Source organism: Streptomyces sp. NBC_00028, from assembly GCF_045041065.1.
Lineage (GTDB): Bacteria > Actinomycetota > Actinomycetes > Streptomycetales > Streptomycetaceae > Streptomyces.
On record NZ_CP108293.1, the window covers coordinates 6,222,853 to 6,241,482 of the forward strand.

19 protein-coding genes are annotated in these 18,630 nt (G+C 70.7%); 14 read left to right on the plus strand and 5 right to left on the minus strand.

What is annotated here, in order from left to right:
- The first annotated feature begins 58 nt into the window (after positions 1 to 58).
- From hppD to nthA, 5 genes are all read left to right on the plus strand, one after another.
- Positions 59 to 1,204: a 4-hydroxyphenylpyruvate dioxygenase gene (hppD, locus tag OG885_RS27970; RefSeq protein ID WP_405736398.1), complete on the plus strand. Its 1,146-nt coding sequence runs from the start codon at positions 59 to 61 to the stop codon at positions 1,202 to 1,204.
- A 154-nt stretch (positions 1,205 to 1,358) separates the two neighbouring features.
- A complete protein-coding gene (locus OG885_RS27975; RefSeq protein ID WP_405736401.1) occupies positions 1,359 to 2,213 on the plus strand; it encodes a Teichoic acid biosynthesis protein C (Precursor) in 855 nt (284 codons plus the stop codon).
- Positions 2,214 to 2,250: 37 nt separating this feature from the next.
- Entirely contained in the window at positions 2,251 to 2,532 is a 282-nt protein-coding gene (locus tag OG885_RS27980; protein WP_405736403.1) for a hypothetical protein, read from the plus strand.
- A complete protein-coding gene (locus OG885_RS27985) occupies positions 2,525 to 2,827 on the plus strand; it encodes an SH3-like domain-containing protein (RefSeq protein ID WP_405736405.1) in 303 nt (100 codons plus the stop codon). Before OG885_RS27980 ends, OG885_RS27985 begins: the two co-directional genes overlap by 8 nt.
- A complete protein-coding gene (gene nthA, locus OG885_RS27990) occupies positions 2,817 to 3,398 on the plus strand; it encodes a nitrile hydratase subunit alpha (protein WP_405736408.1) in 582 nt (193 codons plus the stop codon). The genes OG885_RS27985 and nthA overlap by 11 nt, the downstream gene beginning before the upstream one ends.
- Here nthA and OG885_RS27995 read toward each other — a convergent pair whose 3' ends face one another.
- Complete coding sequence (locus OG885_RS27995) at positions 3,399 to 4,823, minus strand: tetratricopeptide repeat protein (RefSeq protein WP_405736410.1); 1,425 nt, start codon at positions 4,821 to 4,823, stop codon at positions 3,399 to 3,401. It lies immediately after the preceding gene.
- Positions 4,824 to 4,915: 92 nt separating this feature from the next.
- On the opposite strand from OG885_RS27995, the gene OG885_RS28000 reads away from it, so the two are divergent.
- Positions 4,916 to 6,322, plus strand: coding sequence for an FAD-binding oxidoreductase (locus OG885_RS28000; RefSeq protein WP_405736412.1), 1,407 nt, complete (start codon positions 4,916 to 4,918; stop codon positions 6,320 to 6,322).
- A gap of 17 nt (positions 6,323 to 6,339) precedes the next feature.
- Here the strand turns inward: OG885_RS28000 and OG885_RS28005 are convergent, their stop codons facing one another.
- Entirely contained in the window at positions 6,340 to 6,753 is a 414-nt protein-coding gene (locus tag OG885_RS28005) for an SsgA family sporulation/cell division regulator (RefSeq protein ID WP_329338650.1), read from the minus strand.
- A 215-nt stretch (positions 6,754 to 6,968) separates the two neighbouring features.
- On the opposite strand from OG885_RS28005, the gene OG885_RS28010 reads away from it, so the two are divergent.
- Both OG885_RS28010 and OG885_RS28015 read left to right on the plus strand, forming a co-directional pair.
- A complete protein-coding gene (locus OG885_RS28010) occupies positions 6,969 to 8,900 on the plus strand; it encodes an RDD family protein (RefSeq protein ID WP_405736415.1) in 1,932 nt (643 codons plus the stop codon).
- An 87-nt stretch (positions 8,901 to 8,987) separates the two neighbouring features.
- Positions 8,988 to 9,671: an RDD family protein gene (locus tag OG885_RS28015; protein ID WP_405736417.1), complete on the plus strand. Its 684-nt coding sequence runs from the start codon at positions 8,988 to 8,990 to the stop codon at positions 9,669 to 9,671.
- 49 nt (positions 9,672 to 9,720) lie between these two features.
- On the opposite strand, the gene OG885_RS28020 is transcribed toward OG885_RS28015, so the two are convergent.
- On the minus strand, positions 9,721 to 9,999 hold the full coding sequence (locus tag OG885_RS28020) for a hypothetical protein (RefSeq protein ID WP_405736420.1): 279 nt from the start codon (positions 9,997 to 9,999) through the stop codon (positions 9,721 to 9,723).
- Between the two features lie 403 nt (positions 10,000 to 10,402).
- On the opposite strand from OG885_RS28020, the gene OG885_RS28025 reads away from it, so the two are divergent.
- Both OG885_RS28025 and OG885_RS28030 read left to right on the plus strand, forming a co-directional pair.
- Positions 10,403 to 12,745: an immune inhibitor A domain-containing protein gene (locus OG885_RS28025; protein WP_405736423.1), complete on the plus strand. Its 2,343-nt coding sequence runs from the start codon at positions 10,403 to 10,405 to the stop codon at positions 12,743 to 12,745.
- Positions 12,746 to 12,867: 122 nt separating this feature from the next.
- Complete coding sequence (locus tag OG885_RS28030) at positions 12,868 to 13,215, plus strand: hypothetical protein (protein WP_399961654.1); 348 nt, start codon at positions 12,868 to 12,870, stop codon at positions 13,213 to 13,215.
- 1 nt (position 13,216) lies between these two features.
- Here OG885_RS28030 and OG885_RS28035 read toward each other — a convergent pair whose 3' ends face one another.
- Together OG885_RS28035 and OG885_RS28040 are read right to left on the minus strand one after the other, a co-directional pair.
- Positions 13,217 to 13,807 carry an isochorismatase family protein gene (locus OG885_RS28035; protein ID WP_399961656.1) on the minus strand — a complete coding sequence of 197 codons (591 nt, stop codon included), beginning with the start codon at positions 13,805 to 13,807 and terminating at the stop codon, positions 13,217 to 13,219.
- Positions 13,808 to 13,898: 91 nt separating this feature from the next.
- Entirely contained in the window at positions 13,899 to 15,248 is a 1,350-nt protein-coding gene (locus OG885_RS28040; RefSeq protein WP_405736427.1) for a nicotinate phosphoribosyltransferase, read from the minus strand.
- Positions 15,249 to 15,305: 57 nt separating this feature from the next.
- Between OG885_RS28040 and clpS the strand changes: the two genes are divergently transcribed.
- The 4 genes from clpS to OG885_RS28060 all read left to right on the plus strand — a co-directional run bounded on the left by clpS (position 15,306) and on the right by OG885_RS28060 (position 18,590).
- A complete protein-coding gene (gene clpS, locus OG885_RS28045; RefSeq protein WP_399961660.1) occupies positions 15,306 to 15,623 on the plus strand; it encodes an ATP-dependent Clp protease adapter ClpS in 318 nt (105 codons plus the stop codon).
- A 12-nt stretch (positions 15,624 to 15,635) separates the two neighbouring features.
- Entirely contained in the window at positions 15,636 to 16,238 is a 603-nt protein-coding gene (locus OG885_RS28050; protein WP_405736431.1) for a DUF2017 domain-containing protein, read from the plus strand.
- A 343-nt stretch (positions 16,239 to 16,581) separates the two neighbouring features.
- Positions 16,582 to 18,021: an amino acid permease gene (locus OG885_RS28055; protein ID WP_405736434.1), complete on the plus strand. Its 1,440-nt coding sequence runs from the start codon at positions 16,582 to 16,584 to the stop codon at positions 18,019 to 18,021.
- A gap of 146 nt (positions 18,022 to 18,167) precedes the next feature.
- Positions 18,168 to 18,590, plus strand: coding sequence for a M67 family metallopeptidase (locus OG885_RS28060; protein WP_132798756.1), 423 nt, complete (start codon positions 18,168 to 18,170; stop codon positions 18,588 to 18,590).
- The last annotated feature ends 40 nt before the right edge of the window (positions 18,591 to 18,630 follow it).

Here is an 18,630-nt window from a genome sequence, read left to right on the forward strand (position 1 = left end):
TTGCCTGCCCAAATGGAGAACCATTGCGCATCTTGCCGAGCCGGAGAAGGCTGCGGGTATGACGCAGACCACACGCCACACTCCCGACACCGCCCGGCAGGCCGACCCCTTCCCGGTCAAGGGAATGGACGCGGTCGTCTTCGCCGTGGGCAACGCCAAGCAGGCGGCGCACTACTACTCGACCGCCTTCGGTATGCGGCTGGTGGCCTACTCCGGACCCGAGAACGGCAGCCGCGAGACCGCGAGCTACGTCCTGGAGAACGGCTCCGCCCGTTTCGTGCTCACCTCCGTCATCAAGCCCGCCACCACCTGGGGCCACTTCCTCGCCCGGCATGTGGCCGAGCACGGCGACGGCGTCGTCGACCTCGCCATCGAGGTCCCGGACGCCCGCCGCGCGTACGCCTACGCGACCGAGCACGGCGCGACGAGCGTCACCGAGCCGTACGAGCTGAAGGACGAGCACGGCACCGTCGTCCTGGCCGCGATCGCCGCGTACGGCGAGACCCGCCACACCCTCGTCGAGCGCACGGACTACGAAGGCCCCTATCTCCCCGGCTTCGTCCCCGCGTCCCCGATCGTCGAGCCGCCCGCCCACCGCACCTTCCAGGCCATCGACCACTGCGTCGGCAACGTCGAGCTCGGCCGGATGGACGAATGGGTCGGCTTCTACAACAAGGTCATGGCCTTCACGAACATGAAGGAGTTCGTGGGCGACGACATCGCCACCGAGTACAGCGCGCTGATGTCCAAGGTCGTCGCCGACGGCACCCTCAAGGTCAAGTTCCCGATCAACGAGCCCGCCGTCGCCAGGAAGAAGTCCCAGATCGACGAGTACCTGGAGTTCTACGGCGGCGCAGGCGTCCAGCACATCGCGCTCAACACGGGCGACATCGTCGAGACGGTACGGACGATGCGCGCGGCCGGGGTGGAGTTCCTCAACACCCCGGACTCGTACTACGACACCCTCGGCGAGTGGGCCGGCGACACCCGGGTCCCCGTCGGGACCCTGCGCGAACTGGGGATCCTCGCCGACCGCGACGAGGACGGCTATCTGCTCCAGATCTTCACCAAGCCGGTCCAGGACCGGCCGACCGTGTTCTTCGAGATCATCGAGCGGCACGGCTCGATGGGCTTCGGCAAGGGCAACTTCAAGGCCCTCTTCGAGGCGATCGAGCGGGAGCAGGAGCGCCGCGGGAATCTGTGACAGCGGCGGGAATCCCTGACAGTCGCGGAAACCTGTGAATGTGGCGTGAATCGACAAGCGCTTTCGCAGAACCTTGAAACCGGTGAACGGAAGTTGACACTCTCTGGTCCTGAGGGCGCCATCAGGGCGTTCGCAGGAGCCCGGGAGCACCACCGTGACCGACCGCATCGACCTCGACGTATCGGCGAAGCGCCGGCTGAAGGAGAAGGCGCTGCACGAGGGGACGGTCCTCCAGTCCTTCGCCTTCGACGAGGTGCACCAGCACCTGTACGTCCTCCAGGTCCGCCGCGGCGGCATCGGCGCCGGCAACCTCTGCCTCAACCGGCTGGACCACGAAGGCACGTTGCTCGGCCACATGAACCTCCAGGGCTTCGGGCACGGCGTCAGCATGGGCGTGCAGAACGCCGCCGACGGCAAGGTGTGGATATGGACCGAGGCCGAGGCGAAGGGCGGTTACGGCCAGGCCGTCACCCGCTTCCAGTTCGTCGCCGGGGCCACCCGGACCGTCGCGGACGTCAAGACCCGTAAGCCGATACCGGGTTCCACCAACAACCAGCCCACCGTCTGCATGGCCAGCGGGCGCATAGCCGTCCGGTACCGCAGCAAGGGCAAGCCGCGGTACCGCGTCTGGGACCTCGACGCCTTCGTGCACCGGAACTACGACCACCCGATCGCCGACATCGCCCAGCCCGACCCGCACCCCGACACCAAGATCCCCTTCCAGGGGTACGCCCTGCACGGCGACCACCTCTACCAACTCGCCGGCACCGCCTATGACCCCGACACCAACCCGCCCGCCGAGTCCGGCAACGCCTACCTCTCCTGCGTCGACCTCACCACCGGCGAGCTGGTCCAGCGGATGCGCACCGTGGCCGGCCGCTCCCTCACCTACCGGGAGCCGGAGGGCCTCGCCGTCCGCCACAGGACCAAGAAGGGCCTCTACCTGGGCCTCGCCTCGGGCCCGGCCGGAGCCCGCAGGTTCTCCCTGTACGCCAAACCACTGTCGTAGCCGAGCCGCGGTCGCGGCACGGCCGTAGGCTGGCCCCATGGCGAGGATCAACGACGTGGGCGGCACCCAGGGCTTCGGCGCGATCGACACCGCCGACGACACCGAACCCTTCCACGCGGACTGGGAGGCCCGGGTCGTCGGTCTCTTCAACACCCTGCGCGCCCAAGGGGTGTTCAACACCAACGAGTTCCGGGACGCCATCGAGTCGATGCCGCCCGCCGAGTACCTGGCGGCCTCCTATTACGAACGCTGGTTCACCGCGATCGTCGCCCTCCTCGAGGCCAAGGGCGTCCTGGAACCGGGTGAGCTGGATGACTGAGGGCGACCGCTTCCCGCCCGGCACCCGCGTCCGCACCTTCCCCCACGACCCGCCGCACCACACCCGCCTGCCCCGCTACGCCCGCGGCAAGCACGGTGTGGTCGTCGAGCCCGAGGGACCCGCGGAACTGGCCGACCTCAGCGCACAGGGCCGCGCGGACGCGCCGGTCGAGCAGATCTACGCGGTCCGCTTCGCGGCCCGGGACCTGTGGGGCGAGGGCGACCATCACGTCGTACTGGACCTGTGGGAAAGCTACTTGGAGGCGTACGAAGTGGAGACAGACCGTGACAGGTGAGCACGCCGACGCGACGACCGCCCGGCGGGTACGGCGCCTGGAGACCCTGCTGGAGGAGAAGGGCCTGATCACCGGCGAGCGGGTGGACGAGGCCATCGACGCCTTCCTCGCCTCCTCGTCCCCGGCCAACGGCGCCCGGGTGGTCGCCCGCGCCTGGACCGACGAGGCCTACAAGTCCCGGCTGCTGGCGGACGGCACGGCCGCCGTGCGGGAACTCGGCTACATGGAAGGCTCGTACCAGCGCCTGCGCGTCGTCGAGAACACCGCGACGACCCACAACGTCGTCGTCTGCACCCTCTGCTCCTGCTACCCGCTCCGCCTCCTCGGCCCGTCCCCCAGCTGGTACAAGTCGGAGGCGTACCGCTCCCGCGTGGTGCGTGAACCCCGGGCCGTGCTGCGGGAGTTCGGACTGGAGCTGCCCGACACCGTCGACATCACGGTGTGGGACTCCAGCGCCGAGACCCGCTACCTGGTCCTGCCGCGCAGGCCGGACGGTACCGAGGGACTGGGGGAGGAGGAGCTCACGGCACTCGTCACCCGCAACGCCCTCATCGGAACGGCCGCCGTCTGATCACCGTTTCCCCGCCTTCGCGTCCATCACCGGCAGATCCTCGGCCGGCGGCTCCGACCCGAGCGCCGTCAACGCCTCCCGGGCGACGGGCACCTGGAGCGGGGAGAAATAGGGGTTGATGCGCAGCGCCTCCTGGAGATGCCGCCGCGCGGGGGCGAACCTCTCCAACTCCCGCTCGATCATGCCCCGGTGATAGGCGTACAGGGCACTGCGTACGCCACCCCCGTGCACCTTGTCCGTCGCCCGCACCGCGTACCGCAGCGCCTCCTCGTCCGCCCCGGCCCGGTGCAGCGCCCACCCCAGCGCGTCGGCCACCGCGATGCCGGGCTGGCGCCGCCACTCCGCCCGCAACCGCCGTACCGCCGACGCGGGATCACCATGGTCGGCCTCGAACACACCGAGCACCAGCTCCTGGTCGGCCCCGCCCGCGGCAGCGCCCCGCACCCGCGCCCGCAGCAGGTCGTACTGCACCTGCGCCGCCTGCCGCAGCCCCAGCGACTCGTACAACTCGCCCAGCTCCAAGGCGTACTGCGGGTCCGGCTGATGGGTGAGCGCCATCTGGTACGCGCTCAGCGCCTCCGAGGTCCGCCCCAGCGCGGCCAGCGCCCGCGCCTGCCCGGCCTGCGCGGCCCGCTGGTCCGGGTCGGTCCGCACCGCCTCCTGGAAGTTCCGCAGCGCGACCTCCCGCTCCCCGCGCTCCCAGGCCAGCTGCCCCACCCGCTCCAGATACGCCGCCCGCTCGGCCGGCGCCTCGGCGCCCGCCGCCGCGTCGGAGAGCTGCGCCATCGCGTCCTCGCGCCAGCCCCGGTCCCGGTAGACGGCCCCGGCCCGCGCCAGCACGTCCGGCCCCGACCGCAGCTTCTGCAACCGCTCCAGGGCCCGCCCGGCCGCCTTCCAGTCACCGAGGCCGGTACAGGCGTCGATCAGCAGCGGATACGTCGTCCAGCGCTTCGCGTCCAGCTTCTGCGCGGCCTCGGCCCACGTCCGCGCCGCCCGGAAGTCCCGCCGCGCGTTCGCCAGCGCGGCCATCCCGTCGAGCGCGGCGGCGCTCTTCTCGACCCTCAGCGAGGTCCGCAGCGCCCGGTCCGCCTTCGGGTAGTACGCGGCCTCCGCCGTCCGCCGCCCCTGCTCCACGTACGCCGCCCCGAGCACCGCCCACGACTCGGCGTCCCGCGGGTTCCTCCGCAGATGCGTCTCCCGCTCACCGATCAGCGCCGCGAGATCCGGCAGTGCGGCCGGCACCCCCGCCGACACCGCCGTCAACGCCTGCGCACCCTGCGCCGGCGGTGCGGGCGCCCGGGTGGCCGGGGATTGCCAGGGCAGCACCATCAGCGTCCCGCCGAGCACCAGACACCCGGTGAGGGCGGCGATCAGGGCCCGCCGGCCGGCGCGACCCTCGTGAGAGGCCTCGTCTTGGTTCTCCATGGTGCTCACTGTGCGTCAATACGACGACCACACCCCCGTATGCGAAGGCCTGTGCGGACGGGGTTCACACCGATGGCCCCGGGTGCGACGCTGTGATCATGAGCCGTATCGAAGCGCCCCGCGACGAAGTGACCGGCAACCTCGTCGACCGGCTCCTGGCCGGTCTGCCCGCCGAGGCCGTCCTGACCGACCCCGACGTCACGGCCTCCTACGCCAACGACATGGCCAGCTTCTGCCCGGCCGGCGCCCCCGCCGTCGTCGTCCTGCCGCGGACCGTCGAACAGGTCCAGCACGTCATGCGCACCGCCACGGAACTGCGCGTCCCGGTCGTCCCGCAGGGCGCCCGCACCGGCCTGTCCGGCGGCGCCAACGCCACCGACGACTGCATCGTGCTGTCCCTGACGAAGATGGACCGCATCCTGGAGATCAACCCGGTCGACCGCATCGCCGTCGTCGAACCGGGCGTCATCAACGCCACCCTCTCCCGCGCGGTCAACGAACACGGCCTCTACTACCCGCCGGACCCCTCCAGCTGGGAGATGTGCACCATCGGCGGCAACATCGGCACCGCCTCGGGCGGCCTGTGCTGCGTGAAGTACGGGGTGACGGCCGAGTACGTCCTCGGACTCGACGTCGTCCTCGCCGACGGCCGTCTGATGTCCACCGGCAGGCGCACCGCCAAGGGCGTCGCCGGATACGACCTCACCCGCCTCTTCGTCGGCTCCGAGGGCTCGCTCGGCATCGTCGTCAAGGCCACCCTCGCCCTGCGCCCGCAACCGCCGCAGCAACTGGTGCTGGCCGCCGAGTTCGCGTCGGCCGCCGCGGCCTGCGACGCCGTGTGCCGGATTATGGAGGGCGGCCACGTCCCCTCCCTCCTCGAACTGATGGACCGGACGACCGTCAAGGCCGTCAACGCCATCGCCGGCATGGGGCTCCCGGAGACCACCGAGGCCCTCCTGCTCGCCGCCTTCGACACCCCGGACCCCGCCGCCGACCTCGCCGCCGTCGGCGCCCTGTGCGAGGCGGCCGGCGCGACCCAGGTCGTCCCCGCCGACGACGCCGCCGAGTCCGAGCTCCTCCTGCACGCCCGGCGGCTCTCGCTGACCGCGCTGGAGGCGGTGCGTGGCGTGACGATGATCGACGACGTGTGCGTGCCCCGGTCGAGGCTCGGCGACCTGATCGAGGGCGTCGAGCGGATCGCCGACAAGCACCAGCTCACCATCGGCGTCGTCGCCCACGCCGGCGACGGCAACACCCACCCCACCGTCTGCTTCGACGCCGCCGACCCCGACGAGTCCCGGCGCGCCCGCGAGTCCTTCGACGAGATCATGGCCCTCGGCCTGGAACTCGGCGGCACGATCACCGGCGAGCACGGCGTGGGCGTCCTGAAGAAGGAGTGGCTGGCGCGCGAGATCGGCCCCGTCGGGGTGGAGATGCAGCGGCAGATCAAGCAGGTCTTCGATCCCCTGGGCCTCCTGAACCCGGGCAAGCTGTTCTGATCCCTGTCCGGCTCGCCTCACTGGGCGAGCAACTGGTCGAGCGCGTCGTCGATCCCCAGCTGCTCGCCCTCAGTCCCCGGGGGCACCACCCGCAGCGTCCGCTCCAGCCAGGCGGACACCTGGGCAGACGGCGCCTCGAGGAGGGCGTCTCCGTCGGGTGAACTCAGCGCCATCAGCACGACGCTGCGCCCCTCCGACTTCGTCGGCCACACCCGCACATCGCCGTGCCCGCACGGCCGGAACACCCCCTCCACCAGCAGGTCCCGGGAGAACGTCCAGTTCACCGGGTGCTCGGAGTTGATGTGGAAGGTGACGTGGACGGCGTAGGGGTCGTCGGTGCGGTAGCTCAGCCGGGCCGGGACCGGGATGCTGCGCTCCGGCGACAGGATGAGCTTGAGCTCCAGTTCGCGTTCCACCACGGTGTAGTGCATGTCGTTCGGTTCCTCTCCGCTCGCGCGCGGCCCTGTGGTGGGCCCGCAGGAGTGGAGAGCGGGGTGGGCCCGCGAGCATTACGCGGGTTCGGGAAACTTTTTTTCCGGACGTCTCGAACGTGTGGGTCCGGTGCGACTGGCGGTGGGGGGTTGCGCCGGTCTGATAGATGTGGAGCCCCCCATATTCACCCCCGAGCAGATACGGGACGACGGACATGAGCGCCCCAACCCCGGCCCCCGGTGACGACAGGCCCCGCGAGGGCTATTACCCGGACCCGTCCATCCCCGGCTACGTCCGCTACTGGAACGGTGCCGCCTGGGTACCGGGCACGAGTCGCCCGGCCCCGTCGGACGGCGCCCCGCCGGCGCCCCCGGGTTCGGGTACGGCCGCCGCGGTGCCGTCGGTGGAGGAGACGGGCCCGCACTTCTTCGACGAGGACCCGTCCCCGGCGGACGCCCAGCACGGCAGCCGTCCCGAGCCCGCGTCCGCGTGGGGTGCGGACCGGGGGCAGCAGTCCGGGTTCGGCGGCGACCAGGACCGCCGCGTCTCCTGGGGAGCGGCGGCCGGCACGGACCCCCGCGTCCCCTCGGAGACCGCCAGCACGGACGGCACGGCCACGATCCCGCCCACCCAGGGCGCCGGTGACGTCCCGTCGGGCAACACGTTCGTCTTCCGCAGGCCTACGACGGGGCAGCCGGGCGGCGCGGGTCAGGGTGGCGTGGGTCAGGGTGGCGTGGGTCAGGGCGCTGCTGGGCCGGGTGCCGTCGGGCCGGGCGGCGCGGGGGCGGGCGCGGGTGCGTCCGGTGGCCCCGCCTTCGGCCCGCCCCCCGGCACCGCCGGTTCCGGCTCGTCCGGCCCGGGTGGCCAGGGTGGCCCGGCCTTCGGCGCCCCAACAGCCTCCGCTCCAAGTGCTGGTGGCCCCGCGGGCGGTGGCGTTCCCGGGACCCCGGCCTCGGGTGGCCCGGCCGGCGCCGCTCCTCCCGGCGTCCCCGCCCCCGGTGGCCCCGTGGGTGACGAGGGCACCATGACCTTCCGGGCCGTCCCCCCGCGCACGGCCCAGCAGGGCGGGGCGCAGGGAGGGGGCACGGGCGGCGCACACCCGGCCGACGCGGCAGCGGGCAACTTCGGCGCACCGGCCGCCACCGGCACGGGCCACTCCGGCCCCGCCTTCACCGGCACCGGCCCCTCAGGCACCGGCGGCCCCGCCTTCACCGGCCCCTCCGCCCCAGGCGGCCCGGCCTCCACCGGCCCCGGCACCCCCGCCTCCGGCGCCCCGGGCTCAGCTGCTCCCGGCTCAGCCGTCGCAGGCGCCGGCGGCCCCGGCTTCGGCGCGGGCAAGGCCGCCGCCGAGCGAGCCGCGGCCGCGCAGGCCCAGACGGGCACCCCCGCCCAGGCCACCGCCGCGCCCACCGCCCTCTCCGGCCCCCAGCAGGCCGGTCCGGCCGCCGCTCCTCCCACCCCCTCCGTCCCGCAGCAGCCCACCCCGGCCTCCGCCTCCGCCTCCGGCGGCGCCACCCCCATGACGAGCGGTCCCGGTGGCGGGCAGCCCTCCTGGGCGCAGCAGGTGCACCGGCTCGCCGGCGCGTCCGGCGAGGACCAGCCCGTCGTGCCCTGGAAGCCGCCGGTCGACGACATCTTCCAGGCCGCCGCCCGGCGTCAGGCCTCCGCCCGCCCCGCGGGCCTCGGCAAGCGGCTGGCGGCACGGCTGCTGGACACGGTCGTGCTGCTCGGCGTCACCGCCGCCGCGGCGGTACCGCTGGGCACCAGGGCGCTCGACCACGTCGACGAGAAGATCGACGCGGCGAAGCTCAGCGGCGAGACCGTCACCGTCTGGCTGCTGGACGGCACGACGTCCACCTACCTCGGCGGCGTCCTCGCCGTCCTCCTCGTCTTCGGCGTCCTCTACGAGGCGCTGCCCACCGCCAGGTGGGGCCGCACCCTCGGCAAGAGGCTGCTCGGTCTGGAGGTGCGGGACATCGAGGGCGGCGAGCCCCCGTCCTTCGGCGCGGCCCTGCGCCGCTGGCTGGTCTACAGCGTCCCCGGCCTGCTCGCGATCGGTGTCGTGGGCGTCGTATGGGGCCTGTTCGACAAGCCGTGGCGCCAGTGCTGGCACGACAAGGCGGCCCACACGTTCGTAGCCGGATAGCCCGTAGCGCGGGCGGAGCGGCGATTCCGTACTCCGGACGGCCGCTCGCCAGATGCGGAGCCGGGGGGTTCGCGGTCGACTCGGGCCATGAGCAGCGAACCGCCCCCCGGCTCCGGTCAGCAGCCGCCGGAAGACGACCCGTTCAGGAAGCAGCCTCCGCCGTCGGGCGACTCCGGTTCGCCGTACGGCGGTCAGCCCCCGCCGGAGGCGGGAGACCCGTACGGCGGCAGCCCCTACGGCGGCGGCTCCCCGTACGGCGGCGGTGACCCCTACGGCGGTGGCGGTTACGGCGCCGGCGGCTACCCCTCCGACCCGCTGGCCGGGATGCCCCCGCTCGCCGACAGCGGTCGGCGCACGCTCGCCCGCATCATCGACCTCATCCTCGTCGGGATCGTCGTCGCCCTGCTCACCTGGGGTTTCGGGGTCAACGAGTACGACGTGAACGCCGACAAGGTCGAGTACGGCAAGTCCTTCGCGCAGTCGCTGGTCGCCGCCCTGCTCTACATCGGCTACGACACCTTCATGATCACCAAGTCGGGGCAGACGCTCGGCAAGAAGTGGCTGAAGATGCGGGTGGCCAACCTCGACAACGGCTCCACGCCCTCCGTGCAGACCGCGCTGGTCCGCTCCCTGGTGCTCTGGATCCCGTTCGCGTTCTGCTGCGCCTGTGTCTGGACCGCGATCGCGGGCGGCTGGAGCTTCTTCGACAAGCCCTACAAGCAGGGCCTGCACGACAAGGCGGCGAAGACGGTGGTGGTCAGCACCGGCTGACGCACCACCGCACGCGGGTCCGGATGCGGGTCCAGGTCCAGGCCGGGGTTCAGGCGGCCTTCTGGGAGCTCGTGGCCACGACGGCCACGGGCTCCTCGGCCGTGACCGGGGCCGCGGCGGCGACCTCGGCGGGCTTCTGCAGCGCGACCACCCGCGACTTGGGCATCGGCACCGTCATGGCGACGAGGAGCCCGAGCGCGAGTGCCGCGACGGCGATCACGGCGATCCCGATCCCCGAACTCGTCTGTGACAGCAGCAGCATGGCGAGCGTCGAGAAGAGCACGGTGAACGAGCCGTAGGCGAGCTGTGCGGCAGTCGGACGAGGCATGGCAATCGTGTCCTCGGAAGTGGGGGTCCACGGGGGTGTCGGCCTGGCTTTCCGCCGAATTTCGAACGTTCCGCCGGTCGACTCTATTCGCGTGCATGCCCGAGCGGAACGAACAGTAAGCGTGACCTAACCAACAGTACCGGTGCATGGGGGGCGCACGGATTCATACCGTCCACGAAGTGGACGCGGTCGAGCGCCGGTCGACCGCCGTCCGAGGTGTTCGTAAAGCGAACGTCAACTCCGCATAGCGCACTTGTTCTGTTCAGGTCAAGGTCTGTCTTTTCTTCTGAACCTCTAGTCAAATGACGTCACTTGACTACACGCGTTGATCACGCGCGCGCGGACCATCCACGATCAGGACCCCTCCTGCCTCCGCGCGCCCGAACGCGGGGGAGGACCTCAAGTGACCAGTAGATCCTGGACGTTCAGAGCCGCGGCGACCACCGTCGCATTGGCCGCCGCGACCGCGACGTTCTCCACGTTCGCCGTGGCCGAGGCCGGCACCGCCGCCCCTCAGTCGGCCGCCTCGAACCGGACCGACCCTCAGCCGGCGAAGGCCGCACAGGAGCACGACTTCGACGGCCCGCTCTCCAAGACCCAGGAGGCGCAGCGGGAAGAGGCGCTGAAGCAGGTCATATCCGGCGACGCCAAGGTGACGGAGCGGGACGGCTCGAAGGTCGTCGCGCTCAAGAGCCGCAAGGGCGACAGCAAGTACGTCGAGCTGGGCCGGGAGCGCACCGACAAGATCTTCACGATCCTCGTCGAGTTCGGTGACCAGACGGACCCCCGCTACGGCGGCACGACCGGCCCCGCCCACAACGAGATAGCCCAGCCCGACCGCGCCCAGGACAACTCCACGGCGTGGCAGGCGGACTACAACACGGCCCACTACAAGGACCTCTACTTCGGCGACGGCACCGCGTCGATGAAGACCTACTACGAGAAGCAGTCCTCGGGCCGCTACTCGGTCGAGGGCGAGGTCACCGACTGGGTCAAGGTCCCCTACAACGAGGCCCGTTACGGCTCCAACTCCTGTGACACCTGCGCCTGGAACGCGGTCCAGGACGGCGTCACGGCGTGGGTCGCCCAGCAGAAGGCGGCGGGGCGCACCGAGGCCGAGATCAAGGCGGACATCGCCGAGTTCGACCAGTGGGACCGCTACGACTTCGACGGCGACGGCGACTTCAACGAGTCCGACGGTTACATCGACCACTTCCAGATCGTGCACGCCGGTGAGGACGAGTCCGCGGGCGGCGGCGCGCAGGGCGAGGACGCCATCTGGGCGCACCGCTGGTACGCGTTCGGCACCGACGCGGGCGCGAGCGGCCCGTCCGGCAACCTGCTCGGCGGCACCCAGATCGGCGACACCGGCATCTGGGTCGGCGACTACACCATCCAGCCGGAGAACGGCGGACTCGGTGTCTTCGCCCACGAGTACGGCCACGACCTGGGCCTCCCGGACCACTACGACACCTCCGGCGGCGGCGAGAACTCCACCGGCTTCTGGACCCTGATGTCGTCCGGTTCCTGGCTCGGCACCGGCAAGGACACCATCGGTGACCTGCCCGGCGACATGACCGCCTGGGACAAGCTCCAGCTGGGCTGGCTCGACTACGGCGTGGCGAAGGCCGCGACCAGGTCGAAGCACAAGCTGGGGATCGCCGAGTACAACACCAAGAACAAGCAGGGTCTGGTCGTCGAACTGCCCAAGAAGGCGGTCACCACCGAGATCGTGACCCCGGCCCAGGGCGCCACCCAGTGGTGGAGCGGCAGCGGCAACAACCTCAACAACACGCTGGCCCGTTCCGTGGACCTCACCGGCAAGACGGCGGCGACGCTGACCCTGGACGGCTGGTGGGACACCGAGGCCGACTACGACAACGTGTACGCCGAGGTCTCCACCGACGCCGGCGCCACCTTCAAGCCGATCGACGGCACCGCGGACGGCGTGGCCCTGCCGCGTGACGCCAGCGGCCAGCCCGTGCTGACCGGTTCCTCGGAGACGTACAAGAAGCTGTCGTTCCCGCTGGACGCCTACGCCGGCCAGAAGATCGACGTGCGCTTCCGCTACTCGTCGGACGGCGGTGTGGCCGGCAAGGGCTTCGCGGCCGACCGGATCTCCGTGACCGCCGACGGCACCGCCCTGTTCGCGGACGACGCAGAGAGCGCCGACGCGGCCTGGACGGCGAAGGGCTTCTCCCGGGTGGGCGGGTCCTTCAGCAAGGACTACGCGCAGTACTACATCGCGGAGAACCGCCAGTACGTGTCGTACGACAGGACGTTGAAGGTCGGCCCGTACAACTTCGGCTTCTCCACGACCCGTCCGAGCTGGGTCGAGCACTACCCGTACCAGAACGGCCTGTTGATCTGGAAGTGGGACACCTCCCAGGCGGACAACAACACCAGCGCCCACCCCGGCACCGGTCTCGTCCTGCCGATCGACTCGCACCCGAAGGCGCTGAAGTGGTCCGACGGCACGGCGATGCGCAGCCGCGTCCAGGCCTACGACTCGCCGTTCAGCCTCTACCGCACGGACGGCATCACGCTGCACAACGCGGACGTCGCGACCCGGATCCCGTCGTCGAAGGGCGTGCCGGTCTTCAACGACCACACCAGCACGTACTACGACGCGGCGACCCCGTTCGCGGGTGTCCAGGTCACTGACACCAACACCAAGATCAAGATCGTCAAGGAGGCCAAGAACGGCTCCACGATCTCCATCGAGGTCGGCCCCGCGGTGAAGTAGTTCGTATTTCCGCAGGTCAGAAGGCTATCGGCGGCGACCCCCTGGCGGGTCGCCGCCGATCGTGTTTAGGTGCCTCCTGATGACTTTCTTATTGACACCGGTGCACACGGGGGTGTGACTGCATGGCCGCAGGAGGTTTCTGCAAGCTGCCGACCGGCAGCGTGGTGGTGGCGCTGAACCTGCCCAGACCCGCCGCCGACGGCACGGACTGCGTCCGTGTCCTCGTCCACGCCCGCAACCGGGCGCGCGCCCTGACCAGGCTGCGCAACCTCGGGCTGCGGGCCGTCTACCTGCGCGGCAACGCGGCCCCGCCGACGCCGGACGAGATCACCGCCGTACTCCACCACCCGGACGGCCTGATATGGCGTACGGCCCCTGACAACGCTGTCGTGGCGCCGGGCCCGGAGCTCGCCCAGGAGCTGTGGCACCCGATCAGGGCGCTGCTGAGGCGGCCGACGGCGCCCGCCTGACTCAGGCGACGACGGGCTTCCCGGTCAGCTCCACGCCGGCCGCGCGCAGCTCCTCCAGTGCGCGGTCGGTGGTCTCGGCCGCGACGCCCGCCGTCAGGTCCAGCAGCACCTGGGTACGGAAACCCTCGCGCGCCGCGTCCAGCGCAGTGGCCCGCACGCAGTGGTCGGTCGCGATGCCGACCACGTCCACCTCGGTGACCTCCCGGGCGCGCAGCCAGTCGGCCAGCGGGACGCCGTTCTCGTCGGCGCCCTCGAAGCCGCTGTAGGCCGCTGCGTACGCCCCCTTGTCGAAGACGGCGTCGATGGCGCCGGAGGCGACGGCGGGCGCGAAGTTCGGGTGGAAGCCCACGCCCTCGGTGCCCGCGACGCAGTGCGCGGGCCAGGAGTGCCGGAAGTCGGGGTTGTCGGCGAAGTGGCCGCCCGGCGCGATGTGGTGGTCGCGGGTGGCCACCACGTGCTGGTAGCCGGAGCCGGCCGCCTGTCCGATCAGCTCGGTGACGGCGGCGGCCACATCGGCACCCCCGGCCACGGCGAGGCTGCCCCCCTCGCAGAAGTCGTTCTGTACGTCGACGACGATCAAGGCGCGGCGCATGGTGGGTGTCCTTCGACTATGAGTGGCTTACGAGCCTAGAGACTTCGGCGGTCCGGCGATACGGCTTGTGGCACGGCGGGCGGGCGCACCGTTACTGGCTACCCGACCGCTCGTGCACGTACTCCGTCGGAAGGACGGGTTCCCCGCGTGAGAGCTGGGTCGCCGACAGCGGCAGCCCGTCCCGCACGGCCCGGTGCCGGTCCCGTACGACGTCCAGCGGCTCCCGCGCCACCACGTCCCCGCCCTTGACCAGCTCCACCAGCAGCTGCCGGTCGGCGAGCTCGGCCGGGACGGCCCCGGTGCCGACGACCTCGGCCTCCGCGATCCCGTCCTCGTCGAGCCGCCGCGCGGCCCACTTGCGGCCGCCGATCGACGTCTTCCCGCCGGACGACTTCTTCGCGACCGGCACCAGCGGCGCCCTGGGGTCGGCGGACTCGGCCCGCGCGACCAGCTTGTAGACCATCGAGCAGGTCGGGTGCCCGGACCCGGTCACCAGCTGGGTGCCGACGCCGTACGCGTCCACGGGCGCCGCCGCGAGCGAGGCGATGGCGTACTCGTCGAGGTCCGAGGTCACGATGATCTTCGTGTCACGCGCGCCCAGCTCGTCCAGCTGCTGGCGCACCCGGTGCGCGACGAGCAGCAGGTCACCCGAGTCGATGCGCACGGCCCCCAGCTCGGGCCCGGCCACCTCGACCGCCGTCCGCACGGCCGTCGCCACGTCGTAGGTGTCGACCAGCAGTGTGGTGTTCCGGCCCAGCGAGTCGACCTGGGCCTGGAAGGCGTCCCGCTCGTGGTCGTGCAGCAGGGTGAAGGCGTGGGCGGAGGTGCCGACGGTCGGGATGTTGTAGCGGAAGCCGGCCGCGAGGTCCGAGGTGGAGGCGAAACCGCCGACGTAGGCCGCGCGTGAGGCGGCGACGGCGGAGAGCTCGTGGGTGCGGCGGGCGCCCATCTCGATCAGCGGGCGCTGCCCGGCGGCGGACGACATGCGCGAGGCCGCCGCCGCGATGGCGGAGTCGTGGTTGAGGATCGAGAGGATCACGGTCTCCAGGAGCACGCACTCGGCGAAGGACCCCTCCACCCGCATGACCGGCGAGCCCGGGAAGTAGACCTCGCCCTCCGGATAGCCCCAGATGTCGCCCGAGAAGCGGTACGAGGCGAGCCATTCCAGGGTCGGCTCGTCGACGATGTCCCGCTCCCGCAGGAAGGCGAGGACGCCCGCGTCGAAGCGGAAGTTCTCGACGGCGTCCAGGACCCGCCCGGTGCCCGCGACGACGCCGTACCGGCGGCCGTCCGGCAGGCGCCGGGTGAAGACCTCGAAGACGCTGCGCCGCTCGGCGGTACCCGCCTTCAGGGCGGCCTGCAACATCGTGAGCTCGTACTGATCCGTGAAGAGCGCCGTCGAGGGAACGTCCACCGGCAGCCCAAGGTCCGCTGTGTTCATGACGAGGATGCTACACCCCTTCGCGTCAGTGTGACGATTTGTGGAGGCCGTGGCAGCATGGGGCCTGTGACGTCACCCGCTCCCGTAGAGATCGAACGCACCGAGTCGGCGGAAGAGGTCTTCGCCGTACCCGAGCCGGACGTCCCCTGGGTCACGATCGTCCACAACGACCCGGTCAACCTCATGAGCTACGTGACCTACGTCTTCCAGACCTACTTCGGGTACACGAAGGACAAGGCGACCAAGCTCATGATGGACGTCCACCACAAGGGCCGGGCGGTCGTCTCCAGCGGATCCCGCGAGGAGATGGAACGCGATGTGCAGGCCATGCACGGCTACGGTCTGTGGGCCACCCTCCAGCAGGACCGGAAGTAGCGACTGACCCTGATGCCAGGAACCTTCGAACCGCTCCCCGGCGGCGGCGCGGCCGTCGCGCTCGACGACGTCGAGATCTCCATCATCCGGTCGCTGGCCGTCCAGCTCCTGGAACTCATCGGCCCCGGCCCCGCCGAGGACGCCCCCGACGACCCGCTCGCCGAGCTCTTCGCGGAGGGCCCGAGCGAGCCGCCCTCCGACCCGGTGCTCCGGCGGCTCTTCCCGGACGCCTACAGCGACCCCGAGGGCACGCCCGAGGCCAAGGAGGCGGAGGAGCAGCGCGCGTACTCCTCCGAGTTCCGCCGCTACACGGAGAACGACCTCAGGGCCGGCAAGCGCGACAACGCCCTCGCGGTGATCCGCACCCTGGACGCGCTGAGCCCGGTGGACGACGGCGGGGCGGTGCTGAAGCTGTCCGTCGGGGAGTCCCGGCAGTGGCTCAGCTCCCTCAACGACCTGCGGCTGGCGATCGGGTCCCGCCTTGAGATCACCGACGACGAGGACACGGACCTCCTCTACCGGCTGCCGGACGAGGATCCGCGCAAGCCGATGGTGATGGCGTATCTGTGGCTGGGTGGCTTGCAGGAGACGCTTGTCTCCACCCTTATGCCCTGAGTGTGATGTTTTTGTGTTCGCTCAGCGGACGCTCAAATCCGGATAACGATCGCGTCACCCCGGCGGCCTCGTATGCCCGCCGGGGTGTTCTTTGTCCGCTTCTCCCTGTGCTCTGTGCCACATCCCGCACAGGTGATCAATGTTGCGGCCGTGATAAATCTTCACGACCGCCCGACGAACACCACCCGTATGTTCGGTCGGGTGCGCCACCGAGCCGGTAACCGCCGGCCAGGCAGGGGTGGGCTTTGCAGGCCCGCCCAGCTCCATCAATCCGGGGGGATCGAGAACCGGTCCGAGGCCGACGAGAGGCCCGGTTCGGTATGGAGAAAGGCGCACCACACATATGACCTCCGCTCAGGTCGACAAGGGTCCGGAGAACACCTCCGGCACCTCCGAAGAGGGTTACGAGCGTGGCCTCGGCAGTCGCCAGGTCCAGATGATCGCGATCGGCGGCGCCATCGGCGTCGGTCTCTTCCTCAACGCCGGGGCGAACATCGCCAAGGCGGGTCCGAGCCTCATCCTGATGTACGCCGTCGCCGGCGTGATCATCTTCTTCATCATGCGGGCGCTCGGCGAGCTGCTCCTCTACCGACCGGTCTCCGGCTCCTTCGCCGAGTACTCCCGTGAGTTCCTCGGCCCGTTCTTCGGCTATTTCACCGGCTGGACGTACTGGCTGCTGTGGGTGGTCACCGGCATGGCGGAACTGACCGCCGCCGCGATCTACATCCACTACTGGTTCCCGGACATCCCGCAGTGGGCCTCCGCGCTGGCCTTCCTGGTCGTCCTCTTCGTGGCCAACCTGATCTCGGTGAAGCTCTTCGGCGAGATCGAGTTCTGGTTCTCGATGATCAAGGTCACCGCCCTCATCGGCATGATCGTGATCGGCCTCGGCGTCCTCACCTTCGGCTTCAGCGCCGCCGGCGACACGGCCGCCGTCTCCAACCTCTGGGCCTTCGACGGCTTCTTCCCCAAGGGCATCGGCTCGTCCCTGATGACCCTCCAGGGCGTGATGTTCGCCTACCTCGCCGTCGAACTGGTCGGCGTCACCGCCGGTGAGTCGGAGAACCCGGAGAAGACCCTCCCCAAGGCGATCAACACCCTGCCCTGGCGGATCGGCCTCTTCTACGTCGGCGCCCTCACCGTCATCCTGTGCGTGGTCAAGTGGACCGAGTTCGCGCCCGGCGTCAGCCCGTTCGTGAAGGCGTTCGCGATGATCGGCATCCCGGCGGGCGCCGGCATCGTCAACTTCGTCGTGCTGACGGCGGCCCTGTCCTCCTGCAACTCCGGCATGTACTCCACCGGCCGCATGCTGCGCACCCTGGCCGACAGCGGCGAGGCCCCGAAGGCCTTCAACAAGCTGTCCGTGACCAAGACGCCCGCCCTCGCCATCACCGTCTCCGTGCTCTTCATGGGCATCGGCGTGGTCCTCAACTACATCGTCCCGGAGAAGGCCTTCGGGTACGTCGTCTCCGTCGCCACCGCGGCCGGTATCTGGACGTGGCTGATGATCCTGGTCAGCCATGTGCGCTACCGCCGCGCGGTCGAGGCGGGGCGGCTGCCGGCGTCCTCCTTCCCGGCGCCGGGCGGCTCGAAGGGGTCGTACGTCGCCATCGTGTTCCTGCTCTTCGTGACGGGCCTGATCGCGTACGACTCCGAGTCCCGCGTCTGTCTGTATGTGATGGCGGGCTGGGCCGTCGCCCTCGGCATCGGCTGGATCGCCCTCAAGAGCCGCAACCCGCAGATCGCCGAACGCCGCGAGCAGGAGTTCGAGAAGGTCGGCTGACCACCCCCGGCTGACCACCCCCAAGGACGTCCGGCCCAGGGAGTTTTCGTGGAACCCCCTGTCGCCGCCGCTCAAGGCGTCCGGCATATGGGCCGCCCCGTACCACCTGTCGGTACGGGGCGGCCCCTCTGCTTATCCTGACGGACATGCTGACCATCACCCAGGCCCTCGTCGACCAGATCGTCGCGCACGCGCGCAAGGACCACCCCGACGAGGCGTGCGGCGTCGTCGCCGGGCCCGCCGGGTCCGACCGGCCCGAGCGGTTCATCCCGATGCTCAACGCCGCCATGTCGCCCACGTTCTACGAGTTCGACTCCGGCGACCTGCTCAAGCTCTACCGCGAGATGGACGACCGCGACGAGGAGCCGGTGGTCATCTACCACTCCCACACCGCGACCGAGGCCTACCCCTCCCGCACCGACATCTCCTACGCCAACGAGCCCGGCGCCCACTACGTCCTCGTCTCGACGGCCGACACGGACGGACTCGGCGACTTCCAGTTCCGCTCCTACCGCATCGTCGAGGGCGAGGTCACCGAGGAGGACGTGGAGATCGTCGAGGCATACTGATCACCGTACGCCCGACCAACTCGGGGGATCGGAGACGGTG

Bases quoted from the DNA above. Each gene is read 5' to 3' on its own strand.
- hppD (WP_405736398.1), top strand. From the start codon at position 59: ATGACGCAGACCACACGCCACACTCCCGACACCGCCCGGCAGGCCGAC.
- OG885_RS27980 (WP_405736403.1), top strand. From the start codon at position 2,251: ATGGCGAGGATCAACGACGTGGGCGGCACCCAGGGCTTCGGCGCGATC.
- OG885_RS27985 (WP_405736405.1), top strand. From the start codon at position 2,525: ATGACTGAGGGCGACCGCTTCCCGCCCGGCACCCGCGTCCGCACCTTC.
- OG885_RS27995 (WP_405736410.1), bottom strand. From the start codon at position 4,823: ATGGAGAACCAAGACGAGGCCTCTCACGAGGGTCGCGCCGGCCGGCGG.
- OG885_RS28005 (WP_329338650.1), bottom strand. From the start codon at position 6,753: ATGCACTACACCGTGGTGGAACGCGAACTGGAGCTCAAGCTCATCCTG.
- OG885_RS28010 (WP_405736415.1), top strand. From the start codon at position 6,969: ATGAGCGCCCCAACCCCGGCCCCCGGTGACGACAGGCCCCGCGAGGGC.
- OG885_RS28015 (WP_405736417.1), top strand. From the start codon at position 8,988: ATGAGCAGCGAACCGCCCCCCGGCTCCGGTCAGCAGCCGCCGGAAGAC.
- OG885_RS28020 (WP_405736420.1), bottom strand. From the start codon at position 9,999: ATGCCTCGTCCGACTGCCGCACAGCTCGCCTACGGCTCGTTCACCGTG.
- OG885_RS28030 (WP_399961654.1), top strand. From the start codon at position 12,868: ATGGCCGCAGGAGGTTTCTGCAAGCTGCCGACCGGCAGCGTGGTGGTG.
- OG885_RS28035 (WP_399961656.1), bottom strand. From the start codon at position 13,807: ATGCGCCGCGCCTTGATCGTCGTCGACGTACAGAACGACTTCTGCGAG.
- OG885_RS28040 (WP_405736427.1), bottom strand. From the start codon at position 15,248: ATGAACACAGCGGACCTTGGGCTGCCGGTGGACGTTCCCTCGACGGCG.
- clpS (WP_399961660.1), top strand. From the start codon at position 15,306: ATGGGGCCTGTGACGTCACCCGCTCCCGTAGAGATCGAACGCACCGAG.
- OG885_RS28050 (WP_405736431.1), top strand. From the start codon at position 15,636: ATGCCAGGAACCTTCGAACCGCTCCCCGGCGGCGGCGCGGCCGTCGCG.
- OG885_RS28055 (WP_405736434.1), top strand. From the start codon at position 16,582: ATGACCTCCGCTCAGGTCGACAAGGGTCCGGAGAACACCTCCGGCACC.
- OG885_RS28060 (WP_132798756.1), top strand. From the start codon at position 18,168: ATGCTGACCATCACCCAGGCCCTCGTCGACCAGATCGTCGCGCACGCG.